At 61.2% G+C, this 11,433-nt stretch carries 13 protein-coding genes; 3 read left to right on the forward strand and 10 right to left on the reverse strand.

All coding sequences use genetic code 11. The annotated features are described in order from the left end of the window. Positions 1 to 43: 43 nt before the first annotated feature. From lnt to miaB, 7 genes are all read right to left on the reverse strand, one after another. Entirely contained in the window at positions 44 to 1,462 is a 1,419-nt protein-coding gene (gene lnt / locus PXK01_RS14435; RefSeq protein ID WP_274860634.1) for an apolipoprotein N-acyltransferase, read from the reverse strand. 77 nt (positions 1,463 to 1,539) lie between these two features. Beyond that, positions 1,540 to 2,463, reverse strand: coding sequence for a hemolysin family protein (locus PXK01_RS14440; RefSeq protein ID WP_274849722.1), 924 nt, complete (start codon positions 2,461 to 2,463; stop codon positions 1,540 to 1,542). Positions 2,464 to 2,486: 23 nt separating this feature from the next. After that, a complete protein-coding gene (ybeY, locus tag PXK01_RS14445) occupies positions 2,487 to 2,999 on the reverse strand; it encodes an rRNA maturation RNase YbeY (RefSeq protein WP_274849721.1) in 513 nt (170 codons plus the stop codon). A 13-nt stretch (positions 3,000 to 3,012) separates the two neighbouring features. Continuing rightward, positions 3,013 to 4,026, reverse strand: a complete 1,014-nt coding sequence (locus PXK01_RS14450) for a PhoH family protein (RefSeq protein ID WP_274849720.1) — start codon at positions 4,024 to 4,026, stop codon at positions 3,013 to 3,015. Between the two features lie 161 nt (positions 4,027 to 4,187). Further along, a complete protein-coding gene (locus PXK01_RS14455; protein ID WP_274849719.1) occupies positions 4,188 to 4,493 on the reverse strand; it encodes a hypothetical protein in 306 nt (101 codons plus the stop codon). Positions 4,494 to 4,506: 13 nt separating this feature from the next. Beyond that, a complete protein-coding gene (locus tag PXK01_RS14460) occupies positions 4,507 to 5,037 on the reverse strand; it encodes an OmpA family protein (RefSeq protein ID WP_274860635.1) in 531 nt (176 codons plus the stop codon). Between the two features lie 330 nt (positions 5,038 to 5,367). Next, positions 5,368 to 6,690, reverse strand: a complete 1,323-nt coding sequence (gene miaB, locus PXK01_RS14465; RefSeq protein WP_274860636.1) for a tRNA (N6-isopentenyl adenosine(37)-C2)-methylthiotransferase MiaB — start codon at positions 6,688 to 6,690, stop codon at positions 5,368 to 5,370. A gap of 130 nt (positions 6,691 to 6,820) precedes the next feature. Between miaB and PXK01_RS14470 the strand changes: the two genes are divergently transcribed. Further along, the gene (locus tag PXK01_RS14470; protein ID WP_274860637.1) at positions 6,821 to 7,690 is read left to right on the forward strand and encodes a glycosyltransferase family 2 protein; all 870 of its coding nucleotides are present in this window, start codon (positions 6,821 to 6,823) and stop codon (positions 7,688 to 7,690) included. Between the two features lie 10 nt (positions 7,691 to 7,700). Further along, on the forward strand, positions 7,701 to 8,366 hold the full coding sequence (locus PXK01_RS14475; protein ID WP_274860638.1) for a hypothetical protein: 666 nt from the start codon (positions 7,701 to 7,703) through the stop codon (positions 8,364 to 8,366). A 16-nt stretch (positions 8,367 to 8,382) separates the two neighbouring features. Here PXK01_RS14475 and PXK01_RS14480 read toward each other — a convergent pair whose 3' ends face one another. Both PXK01_RS14480 and irrA read right to left on the reverse strand, forming a co-directional pair. Further along, positions 8,383 to 9,180 carry a phytanoyl-CoA dioxygenase family protein gene (locus tag PXK01_RS14480; protein WP_274860639.1) on the reverse strand — a complete coding sequence of 266 codons (798 nt, stop codon included), beginning with the start codon at positions 9,178 to 9,180 and terminating at the stop codon, positions 8,383 to 8,385. 146 nt (positions 9,181 to 9,326) lie between these two features. Next, the gene (irrA, locus tag PXK01_RS14485) at positions 9,327 to 9,743 is read right to left on the reverse strand and encodes an iron response transcriptional regulator IrrA (RefSeq protein WP_274849776.1); all 417 of its coding nucleotides are present in this window, start codon (positions 9,741 to 9,743) and stop codon (positions 9,327 to 9,329) included. Positions 9,744 to 9,957: 214 nt separating this feature from the next. On the opposite strand from irrA, the gene fabA reads away from it, so the two are divergent. Further along, positions 9,958 to 10,467, forward strand: a complete 510-nt coding sequence (fabA, locus tag PXK01_RS14490) for a bifunctional 3-hydroxydecanoyl-ACP dehydratase/trans-2-decenoyl-ACP isomerase (RefSeq protein ID WP_274849775.1) — start codon at positions 9,958 to 9,960, stop codon at positions 10,465 to 10,467. Between the two features lie 90 nt (positions 10,468 to 10,557). On the opposite strand, the gene PXK01_RS14495 is transcribed toward fabA, so the two are convergent. After that, on the reverse strand, positions 10,558 to 11,433 hold an 876-nt coding region (locus PXK01_RS14495; protein WP_274860640.1), incomplete at its 5' end, for a hypothetical protein.

Here is an 11,433-nt window from a genome sequence, read left to right on the forward strand (position 1 = left end):
GATCAGCCTGTCGTCAATGCTTTTGCAGGAATAGGTTGATCAGCTATGAACGCGCGGGCGATTTTACGCCGCGACGCAGGCCCAGCCCCGCCAGCAGCAGCGCCAGAAACAGCACCGGCCCATCCCCGGTGCGGCTGTAGAGCGTCGCGGGCAGGGGCGCGGGCAGAAGCACATCCACATAGCCCGCCTCCCCCAGGGGCAGCGCCTGTCCAAGGCGCCCATAAGGGTCGATCACGCCGGATATGCCGGTATTTGCGGCCCGCAGCATCGGCAGGCCCTGCTCTGCAGCCCGCATGCGCGCCTGCACCAGATGTTGATAGGGCCCGGACCGGGTGCCGAACCAGGCATCATTAGTGATCTGCACCAGCACATCGGGGCGTTCGGGCGCGGCGCGCACATCCTGGGGAAACACCGCCTCGTAGCAGATCAGCGGCAGCGCCCTGCCGATCGGCAGATCCAAGAGCTGCGCACCCGGCCCGGCGGCATAGCCTGCGCCTGCCTGCGAGGCAAAGCCGTGAATGCCAAAACGCGCCATCAGGTTGCCGAAAGGCACATATTCGCCAAAGGGCACCAGATGCGCCTTGTCATAGATCTGCCGCACTCTGCCCTCCGGTCCGACAAAAACGGCCGAATTGAAATAGGCGCCGTCTTCCTCGCGCTGGATCCCCAAGAGCAGCGGCACCCCCGGTGCCATCTCGGTGATCGCCGCAAGCGTGTCCTCCGCATGGTTCAACAGCTGCGGCACCGAGGTTTCCGGCCAGATGATCATATCCGGACGGGGATCTTCGGCGTTGAAGGTCATGGCGCGGCGCACGAAATTCCAGCGAAACTCCGGGTCCCACTTCTGATGCTGCGGCGCATTGGGCTGCACCAGACGCACCTTGCGGTCGGTCCGATCGGCCTCGGGCGGGGGGGGCAGCAGCGCCACACCCGCGGCCAGCATCACCCCGGGCAGCAGCGCCCAGACCGGGTTCGTCCTGAGCATGGCCAGCGGCAGGAAGGCCACAAGCGTCAAAAGCGCCAGCCCCTGCGGGCCAACCCATGGCAACAGCTGCATGGCGGGGGTCTCGACCCAGAACTGCCCAAAGGCAGCCCAGGGAAAACCGGTCAGCACATAGGCACGGGCGAATTCCGCAAGGCTCCACAGGGCGATCAGCAGGAGGAGCCCTGCAGCGCCGCGCCCCCAACGCGCCGCCCCGGCAAAAGCCGCGCCCCAGAACAGCGCCAGCCCGCCCGCCAGAAACACAACGGCAAAGGGCGCCATCCAGGCGTGCCGCTCGGCATCCACCTGAAAGGGTTCAAGGATCCAGGACAGTCCAAGGGCGAAATAGCCAAATCCAAAGCCCCAGCCCAGAAGCGCGGCGCGGCGCACGCTCCCGTCCCGCAGCAGCAGGGCAGAAATCCCCCCCAAGGAGACCGGCAGCACCCACAGAATATGGCCAGGCGCCAGGGCCAGCGCCATCAGCGCGCCCAAGGCAACGGCCAAAAGGAGGGGCAGCCAGGGCTGCCATCCTCCGTGGCGCAGGCGCGACAGCCGCCTCATTCCTCGGATTTGGGGACCAGAACCCTGAGCCGCTTGATCCTGCGGGGATCGGCATCCACCACTTCGAATTCGGCACCATCCGGGTGAACGATCACCTCGCCCCGCGCGGGCACCCGGCCCGAGAGCATGAAGACAAGACCGCCCAGCGTGTCGATTTCTTCCTCGTCTACATCATCGTGATTGGTCAGCGACTGGCCGATCTCGGCCTCGAATTCGGCCAGGGGCGTGCGGGCTTGGGCGACATAGCAGCCGGATTTCTCGCGGAACCAGGTCTGATCCTCGCCCGTGTCATGTTCATCCTCGATCTCACCGATGACCTGTTCGATTAGATCCTCGATGGTCACCAGGCCATCCACGCCGCCATATTCGTCGATCACCAGCGCCATGTGGCGCCGCTCGCCCTGCATTTTCGACAGCAGCACGCCAATCGGCATCGAGGGCGGCACGAACAGCAGCGGCCGCAGCATCTTGCGCAGATCAAAGGCTTCCTCGCTGCAGTTGAAGCCATGGGTCAGGGCAAAATCCTTGAGGTGGGCAAATCCCAGCGGCGTGTCCAGCGTGCCCTCGTAGACCGGGATCCGGGTCAGGCCGCTTTCACGGAACACCTTGACCAGATCCTCGCTGTCGGTGGTGACGGGTACGGCCACGATCTCGGCCGAGGGGATGGCGACGTCTTCAACCCGCATCCGGCGTAGGTTGATCATGCCATGGGGCTGCGCCTGTGGGGCCGTGACACGGTCCTCCTCGGCTGGCGCATCCGCAGATGACGTGGAAAATGATCCCAACAGACGGCCCAGAAGCCCTGTCTTTTCCTCCGTCTCCGGAGTGTGTTCCTTGCCGTTGACCGCAGCCTCTTGGGCCTCGCTCTGGATATGCAGCGCGCCTTGCGCTGCGTTAGAACTGCCTTCTATGTCGCCCATCTGTCCTATCCAATACGCCCCGTTCAGGGGCTTCCATTCTCCGTATATGGGTTAGCGATACCCAGTTTGCCAAGTATTTCGACCTCAAGTGCTTCCATGACTGTGGCGTCCGGGTCGCGGATGTGATCGTAGCCCAAAAGATGCAACACTCCGTGAACGAGCAAATGCGTCAGGTGATCGGCCAGCGGCTTGCCCGCCTCATGCGCTTCGCGCAGGCAGGTGTCATAGGCGATCGCCACGTCGCCCAAGGGGATTTCGCCGGTGAAATCGGCCTCAGGCGGCAGCGGTGTGCCGCCCGGTTCCTCGGCCGCGAGATCCTCGGCAGGCCAGCTCAACACATTGGTCGGGGTGGGCTTGTCGCGGAACTCGGCGTTGAGGTCGGCAATACGCGCATCATCGCAGGCCAGAAGCGAAATCTCGCATTCCTCCGCATCCAGCCCGAAATGATCCAGCGCGGCCGCGATGCTGCGCTCGGCCAGTTGGTCAAACGCCACCGCGTTCCAGCGATCATCTTCAAGGGAAATCTCAAGCGTCATGGCCGGTCTTCACTCAGCCCGCCGGGGTATCGGCGTCATAGGCCTCGATGATGGCGGCCACCAGCGGATGGCGCACCACGTCCCGCGCAGTGAAATAGTTGAAGCTGATCTTGGGGATCGACTTCAGCAGCCGTTCCGCATCCGCCAGCCCCGAAGGCACCCCGCGCGGCAGGTCCACCTGGCTGCGGTCGCCGGTGATCACCATGCGCGAGCCTTCGCCAAGGCGGGTCAGGAACATCTTCATCTGCATGGTGGTGGCGTTCTGCGCCTCGTCCAGCACCACGAATGCATTGGAGAGCGTCCGCCCCCGCATAAAGGCCAGCGGCGCGATCTCGATGGTTTTCTCTTCCTTCAGCTTGGCCAGCTGTTTTCCGGGCAGGAAGTCATTCAGCGCGTCATAGAGCGGCTGCATGTAGGGATCGACCTTCTCTTCCTGGGTGCCGGGCAGAAAGCCGAGCCGCTCTCCGGCCTCAACGGCGGGACGGCAGAGGATGATCTTGTCCACCTGTCCGGTGATGAACATGCTGACACCCACGGCAACGGCCAGATAGGTCTTGCCGGTGCCTGCCGGGCCAATGCCAAAGGCCAGTTCATGTTCATAAAGCGCCTTCACATAGGCCTTTTGTGCATCGGTGCGTGGCTCCACCAGCTTCTTGCGGGTCTTGATCTCGACCTTGCCGCCGCTGAACATCTCCATCTGGCCGCCCGCATCCGCGGCCTCGGACTGTTCCATCCGCAATTCGCGATCCACATCCGCGTGTTCGACGCTGCGCCCGGTCTCCAGCCGATCATAAAGCGCGGTCAGAACGGCAGCCGCCTGTTCGCGGGCGCCCTCCTCGCCGACCACTGACAAAAGATTGCCCCGGCGCAGGATCTGCACCCCAAGCTTTTGCTCGATTTCGGCGATATTGCGGTCGTATTCTCCGCACAGGTCGATCAGCAGGCGATTGTCAGGAAATTCCAGCAGCACTTCATGTGCCGTCTCGGGATGAGTGTGGGGCGTCGATGTCGGGGCGCTGGTGGCCAATCTGCGGTCCTCTGCTTGGTTGTTCCTTTCAATGTGAACCTGTCATGCGGCTTGTGCAAGCGCAGGCACCAAAAATTCACAAGGCTGAAACAAAACACGCAAAAGAGATCAGCCGCCCCGGATGGGACGGCTGTACTGTCTGGCGACAGGTCAGGCGCGCGTCAGAGCGGATCGCCGAAGGTCGATCCGGATTTGAACGGGCCGGTTGCGACATTGCGCGGCAATTCGCTGTTACAGACTGGCTTGCCGTCCGGCGTGCGGCGCAGGTCGGCATAGCCTTCGACCCCGTCGTCAATGATCCAGTGTTCGCAGCCCTGCGGGTCCACCCAGATGCCTGCGGTCAGCTGCGACAGGTCTCCGCTCTTGCCGTCAAAGATGTTCTGGTCCCGCGTCTTGTCGGTCACATCGCCACAGGCGGAAACCGTGAGCGCCAGGCACAGGGCAGCGGCTCCTTTGAGAATGGTCATCTTGCAATCTCCCCTAGCGGACACAATAGATTTCGACGCGACGGTTCTGCGCCATATTGGCCGCGCTGGTATTGGGAACGCGCGGGTCACGTTCGCCATAGGCGCGGATATCCCCAATGCGCGCCCCGGCCGACTGGGCAACTTGAGCCACCGCATTGGCGCGGCGCTGCGACAGGCGGATGTTGTATTCATCCGAAGCGCGGCTGTCGGTGTGACCGGCAATCACGAAATAGCGGGTTCCCGGCATGGCCTTGCGGAAGAATTCGGTCAGACGCGACCGGCCTGCGGCATTGATATAGTGTTTGTCGGTTGCAAAGAACTGATCGGTCGGCATCATCCCGCACAACAGCCCGCGGCGGCAGACCGGTTTGCCATCCGGTGTCACATGCGGGGTCATATAGCCTTCGGCGCCGTCGTCCATGACCCAGTGCTCGCACCCATCCGGATCGACCCAGATGGTCGGAATGTAGCGTTCACCGACGACCGTCCGCTGTCCGGAATCCTGCGCCGCAACCGGCGCCGTCGACAGGCTGAGTGCGGCCATGGCAGCGACCAACACAGCGCCTATGTTCTTTCTGTTGAAATTCAGCACAACCAGATTTCCTTCCCCTAAGCCCCCAGGGAGCCTGCCACCCATACGCAAACTTGGCGATTTCAGGCAACATTCGATATACACACGCAAAACTACACGATTATTTGCCCCAGCGCGCGTGGTGAGAACAATTTTTTTTAAGAAACTATGCGGTTTCAGCCAACACTCAAACCAATTTCTTAAAATTGTCTCCAAAATGGATGCAATAAGGACTCACTCACCCGGGCGCACACCCGGAGAGCGGCGACATCAGCCAGGGGCAGGCGGAATCGCAGGGCGGGATCAGATCAGCTCTCCGGCCAGCGAGTTCGGCCCCGAAGAGACGATCCGCACCCGTGCCAGATCACCGATTGCGCGATCACAATCGGCCACATGGACGGCGTGCAGGTAGTCGGATTTCCCCACCATCTGCCCGGGCAGGCGGCCAGCCTTTTCAAAAAGCACGCCAACCTCGCGCCCGACCATGCTGTCCTGAACCTCGCGCTGCTGGCGGCTCAGCAGGGCCTGCAGGCGCTGCAGGCGCTCATCGGCCACGGCGGCCTCGACCTGGGCGCGTTCCGCCGCCGGGGTGCCGGGGCGGGTCGAATACTTGAAGGAATAGGCCGTGCCGTATTTGACTTCCTCGATCAGATCCAGCGTCGCCTGGAAATCCTCTTCGGTCTCTTCCGGGAAGCCAACGATGAAGTCGCCCGAGATCAGGATATCGGGGCGCGCGGCGCGGATACGTTCGATCAGGCGGATATAGCTTTCGGCGGTGTGGCTGCGGTTCATCCGCTTCAGGATCCGGTCCGATCCCGCCTGTACCGGCAGGTGCAGATAGGGCATCAGCTTCTTGCAGCTGCCATGCGCCTCGATCAGGTCGTCCATCATGTCGTTGGGGTGCGAGGTGGTGAAACGGATGCGCTCCAGCCCGTCGATCTTGTCAAGCTCCCAGATCAGCTGCGCCAGCGTCCAATCCGCACCATTCGGCCCCTCGCCGTGGTAGGCGTTGACGTTCTGCCCCAGCAGGGTGATCTCGCGCACGCCGCGTTCCACCAGCTCCTGCGCCTCGCCGATGATGCGCACAACCGGGCGGGAGACCTCGGCGCCACGGGTATAGGGCACCACGCAGAAGGCGCAGAACTTGTCGCAGCCTTCCTGCACGGTCAGAAACGCGGTCGGGCCGCGCTTGGCCTTGGGGCGGTTCTTCAGCTTCTCGAACTTGTCCTCTTCAGGGAAATCGGTGTCGAGCACCTTCTGCCCCTCGCGCGCCTTGCTCTCCATTTCCGGCAGGCGGTGATAGCTTTGCGGGCCGACCACCAGATCGACCAGCGGCTGGCGGCGCATGATCTCTTCGCCTTCGGCCTGGGCGACACAGCCCGCAACGCCGATCTTCAGATCCGGTTTTTCCGCCTTCAGCCCCTTGAAACGGCCGAGTTCGGAATAGACCTTTTCGGCGGCCTTTTCCCGGATGTGGCAGGTATTGAGTAGGATCATATCGGCGTCATCGGCCGATTTCGTCTCCACATAGCCTTGCCCGCCCAGCGCCTCGGCCATGCGTTCGCTGTCATAGACATTCATCTGACAGCCGTAGGTCTTGATAAACAGCTTCTTGGGCGCGCTCATGGGTTCAATGCCTTTATAGCAGGACAAGGGAAATCAGCGGCCTGCCTTACAGGGGAATGACGCCGCTTGCAATGCGCGCGCTGATACCCGATTTTGGGGGCAAATGCCAGAACGGCAGGAGCAGGCCACCGTGATCCATTCTTCCCTCGATATGTTCCTGAGCGCCCGGCGGCCCCTGCTTGAAAAGGGTCCGGTTGCCCTGATCTTTGTCGAGGACGATGTCGAAGTTGCCGCCACCCTGCGCCACCATCTGCAAAGCGGCTTCAAGTCGGTGGTCGCGCTGATGCCCGATGGGTTCGACCTGCCCGCCGATGTGACCGCGCGCATCGAACGGGTCTCTTTCGATTGCGGCCGATCAGAGGAGGTCTTTGCCGCGGTCAACCAGGTGATCCGCGCCGCCAGCCCGGGATGCTGGCTATATTACTGCTACAACGCGGAATTCCTGTTCTTTCCCTTCTGCGAAACGCGCACGGTCGCGGAAATGCTGGCCTTCCACACCGAAGAAAAGCGCAGCGCAATGCTGACCTATGTGATCGACCTTTATGCGGGCGATCTGGAGGCGCAGCCCGATGCCGTCTCACTGAGCGATGCCTATCTGGACAAATCCGGCTACTATGCCCAGGCCCGCTATATCGGGACCAACAGCACCCCGGAAGAACGGCAGCTCGACTTCTTTGGCGGAGTACGCTGGCGGCACGAGGAACACATCCCCTGGACCAGCCGCAAGATCGACCGGATCAGCCTGTTCCGCGCCCGCGCCGATCTGGAGCTTCTGCCCAACCACACCTTCAATATCGCCGAGTACAACACCTACGCCTGCCCCTGGCATCACAACCTGACAGCAGCCATTTGCTCCTTCCGCACCGCCAAGGCCCTGAAGCGCAACCCCGGATCCTCCTTCGACATCCAGACTTTCCGCTGGCGCAACTCGGTGCCGTTCGAGTGGCACTCGCGGCAACTGCTGGATCTGGGCCTGATGGAGCCGGGTCAGTGGTTCTGAGGGTGCATCATTGATCGGGGTGAAACTGGCCCTCTTAGCCATTTTGGGTTTGCTCATCATCGCCCTCTGGTGGGGCTGGCCTATCTTTGCGTACATGAGGGCGCGACGCAGGCAGGCTGCTCTTCCATTGTCCGCATCTCTCATGCTGCAATTCGGCCTGCTCTCCGCCCTGTGGGGCACGCTGCAACTGGGCCTGTTTGGTGCGGTTCTTGGTCTTTTATTCCCGCTCTATTGGCTGCTTTCTGCATCTTTCTATATAGAAACCGCCCAGGACCTGCATTTGCCACTGGCAGAAACAACGCTGGCTTGGGGCGTCGCAGGCGGTGTCAGTGCAGCTCTGCTTGTGATCGGAACAAAAACCAAAGCACGCGACCTCGCGCACATTGCTCTGATCCTTCCCATTGCTGCCGCAACCATCGTCAGTCTTTGGATCATGAACAGCGACGTTCAAACACGTATGGAAAAACGCGCCACCGAACTTGGCGCGACCTGCCTTGAAACCCGCAGCCTGTGGTCGTCTGTTCAAACGTTCATCTACAGTCCTTGGGCACCCCGCCACGCCATTGCGATAGTCGACGGAGAATTCATGGGGTGGAGCTATCGCCGAAACGATTTCTACCCCATCGACCCAGGTTTTCTCCCCAAATCGAAAACCAATTGCCCCGCCCCCCGATAGATAACGGCCAATCTTTCTACCGCTGCAACAGCACCGGAAACCAATCCTCGCGCAGGCGCTGGCCGGGCTGCATGTCGTGCCCCGGATAGGGCGGAGAGGTGCGGCCCGGACGCTCTACGTACCGCGCATCCTCCCCCACCAGGCGCAGGGAGAACGCACGGCGGCGCTGGTCAGAGGTATTGCCGCGCGCGCCATGCAGGGTGCGATAGTTGAAGGCCACGGCATCGCCCGGCTCCATCTCCCATTCCAGCACCGTCATGCCTTCGGCATCCGGATCGGGCACCGGCATGTATTGGCCTTCGTCCGGGAAGAACCCTTCTTCAGACACCCAGCGGGTGGGCAGCACTTCCTTTTCCCAGGCGTGCGATCCCGCAACACAGCGCAGGGTTGCCTCGCGCACGGGATCAAGCGGCGACCAGAAGCTGATCGTCTGCTGCCCTTCGACAAAGTAATAGGGGCCATCCTGGTGCCAGGGCGTCGCCATCGAGGTGCCCGGCTCCTTCACCAAGACATGGTCGTGGAACATCTGCACACGGTCCGATTGCATCAGATCGGCGGCCACCTCGGCCACCGGGGAGGCCTGGATCGCCTCCTCGAACTCGGGAATGCGGGTCCAGTTGCAGTAATCGTCAAAGAACCGCCCCGTCTGCCCCGGCTTTTCATTGTTCGACGCATAGGGCCCCGGCGCCTGCATGTTGGCCTCCACCCCGGCGCGCAGCAGCTCCAGCTGATCGCGGAACAGCCCGCGCACCACCACGACGCCATCGCGCTGGTACTGATCGATGTGATCCTGGGTCAGGAGCGGGTGAATCATGGCGGCCTCCGAATGTTCTTGTCGGTATCTGGCCAGAGCCTGCCCCCGATCCGCGCCGGGTTCAAACCCAAACTGCCTCAGAAGGCCACACAACGAAAAACGCCCCGCGGATCATCGCAGGGCGCATCAAAGGGCTGTGGGCCGGATCACTTCTTGCGCAGGCGGATCACCACATCGACCGAGGCGATCTCCATCCCCTCGGGCGCATCGGGCAGGCTCTGGATCACCAGCTGATCCGAGGGCGCATCGCTGACGCGGCCATCCTGCTCCCAGTAGTAATGGGGGTGATCATGGGTGTTGGTGTCAAAGTAGCTTTTCGACCCGTCCACGGTGATTTCCTGCAAGACGCCCGCCTCGCAGAAGGCGCGCAGGGTGTTGTAGACGGTGGCCAGCGACACGGCCGCGCCCTTGTCCTTGGCGGATTCAAACAGGCTCTCGGCGGTGACATGGCGATGCTGGCCATCCCCGACCAATAGCTCGGCCAGCGCCACCCGCTGCCGGGTCGGGCGCAAACCGGCCTGTCCCAGCCATTTGGTTGCCAGATCTTCGCTGTTTGGCGTCATGTGCAGATCCTGCCTCGCGTTGCTGACCATATATATAGGGGCATTGCAGGGCTGTTTTCAAATAGAATCCTTCTAGAATGCCAGCCACCTTGACTGCTGCGACCCCATGCCCCTGCCCCTTCCACCCCGTGCAGAAGGCTTGCAGGACCCTTTGGCGCGGTGCTACAGGGGGCCAGCTAAACAACTGACACCCGAAGGCAGGAGTACCGCCAGCATGGCCGATTACCCGAGCAGCTTTGACAAAGAAGACTTGCTGAAATGCGCCCGAGGCGAGCTGTTCGGCCCCGGCAATGCCCAGCTGCCCGCCCCGCCGATGCTGATGATGGACCGCATCACCGAGGTGAGCGCCGACGGCGGCGCCCATGGCAAGGGCCACATCCTGGCCGAGTTCGACATCACCCCCGACCTGTGGTTCTTCGACTGCCACTTCCCCGGCAATCCGATCATGCCCGGTTGCCTCGGTCTGGACGGGCTGTGGCAATTGACCGGTTTCAACCTCGGCTGGCGCGGCTGGCAGGGGCGCGGCTATGCCCTGGGTGTGGGCGAGGTCAAGCTGACCGGCATGGTGCGCCCCGACCGCAAGATGCTGACCTACAAGGTGGATTTCACCAAGGCCATCCAGACCCGCCGCCTGACCATGGGCGTCGCCGACGGCATCGTAGAGGCCGACGGAGAGGTGATCTACCAAGTCAAGGACATGAAGGTCGCCCTCAGCGAGAGCTGATTGGTTTCTCACAATCCGGTGAAAAGATCAGGAGGCCCCACGGGGCCTCTTTTTTGTTGGATTGTTGGCGGCCATGAAAAAAAACTCCACTCAGGTCATTCTATTGTGTTTCGGACAGACCTCCAGCATAGTCTTGTTGTTTTCCAACTGTTCCAAGGTGATATAGCCCTTGTACAAGGCCCTGCGCCTGACTCTGAATACATCCCGGTAAGCGATGAACATCACATAGGTGAAACCCAAATTTATATCGTTCTTCTCCGAAAGAGGATATTGCTCCAGAGAATCCAAATGCTGCCCCATATCAGGAAAATGATCGAATAGACTTGGTGTATTCTTCAAGAGACGCCTAAGAATTCTAGCTGCCTCATTGGCTGCATCAGAAGCTTCCTCTATTCTTTTATCTTTGCTTTCCGCCTGCAAGAAAAGGTCTCCCATGCTGATGGGGTCAACTTCTTCGTTCACCACAAAGCTTTCTTCCTTCGAAAGCGTTGTCTTAGACCCTCCTTTCGGCCTGAATGGAGAAGCCAAAGAGGGGGGAAATGAAGGCAAGTGATCTTTTGGAAACCATGAAAACTCTCCCCTACCTTGAAACACCATGTCTTTCGCGGGAGTGGCCCCGGAGTTTGAGATCGTAATCCTCAGACGCAATCTTCCACCTTCATAAAACACTTCAGTCATTGACACGTTCACGTACGCGCGAAGCGAGCGTTCATTGGTGTCCAGAGCGATGCGATTGCTTTCAATCGACGCCTCAACTGCTTTGCGGCTAGCAACAAGAGCGGAGATCAAGACCGCAGCACCGCTCACCCCAATCACAATTGACCCGAGCGCAGCCCAGACCATAGCTCTAGAAGAACGCGCAATATCTTCCTGCACTTTAAGCCCAAGACAGGGCAATCGCATATGGCTCATGCCGCCGCTAAGCCATTGAGAACGTTGCGTAGGAAGTCGTCGTCCCAGCCTGCT

Source organism: Phaeobacter sp. PT47_59 (assembly GCF_028890025.1).
In the GTDB taxonomy this organism is placed as follows: domain Bacteria; phylum Pseudomonadota; class Alphaproteobacteria; order Rhodobacterales; family Rhodobacteraceae; genus Phycobacter.